The sequence below is a fragment of the Brucella grignonensis genome, assembly GCF_002252505.1.
Classification (GTDB): Bacteria; Pseudomonadota; Alphaproteobacteria; order Rhizobiales; family Rhizobiaceae; genus Brucella; species Brucella grignonensis.
On record NZ_NNRL01000062.1, the window covers coordinates 1 to 976 of the forward strand.

Genomic DNA, 976 nt, shown 5'->3' on the forward strand with positions numbered 1-976 from the left:
TCGTTGATCCCCTCAACCGTATACGTGCCCCCGGGAGCCAGTTGGGTCGTGAAGGTCGGCAGGAGATCGTGGCTGGCGAAGGCAACGTCCATTTCCCGGACATCGGTGCGGATGGCCGACCATTGCACCCCCACGTCGCCGATCTTCAACGGCGTGCGCAGGCGCACCGGCACCGTCTTGGCCTCCGCTGGCTCTTGCGTCTGCGCGGATGCACGAGGGCCGGTCGTATCAACGAAATCGGCTGGTGCCGGACCATGCACGGCAACGCGCATTTCGGCCAGCGAAGGCAATTCATAGCCGCCCGGCCACATGACAACGCTCATGCCTTGCCCACCTGATGACAGTGTGCCGGCATAGCCGATGCCATAAGGCGTCAGATAGAGGGTCATCGGCGCGGGAATCGGCTCGCCCACCGTGAAGGTCATGCGCAGCGCGTCGCCTTCGCGCGTTGCAGTGGTGAATGTGCCTTCCCGCCCGGCAGCTTGTGGCCCGGCAAGGCGTTCTCCAGCCGTCCAGCTTCCGCCGATCGGGCCATTGGACTGGGCCTGTTCAAGCGCGAGCATCAGCAACTGATCCGCTCCCGCCTGCACCTGATAAGGTGGCACACCGATAATTTGCCATGGTCCGCCAAGCGTCGTCGCCGAAGCCTCATCGTCGGATTCGTCGACTGGGGGGATAACGAAATTGTTGTCCTGGCCAGGGTAGATTTCCACCTCGGCGCTGAACTTTACTTCGCCCGGCCCCGTGGCCGACACGCGATAGCGGCCCGGTTCGAACGGATTGTCCCAGACGACAAGTTCGGAGATCGGCGCATAAGCCTCCTGCATCATGTCCGGGTCGAGCGGGATCGCATCCCACCAGAGCGGGATTTGCGGGAAATTGTCCGGGATACGGAACGTCGCCCGCACCATAGGCATGGCGTCTTGGAAGGGTGAGGCCTGCGTTGCGGCTGCGGCCTGCGCGGCGAGGTCCGAAC

1 protein-coding gene is annotated in these 976 nt (G+C 63.7%); it reads right to left on the reverse strand.

Annotated features, from left to right (window positions below; all coding sequences use genetic code 11):
- Nucleotides 1-976, reverse strand: a 976-nt coding sequence (locus CEV33_RS23885; protein ID WP_208620124.1) for a hypothetical protein, incomplete at both ends; no start/stop codon positions are given.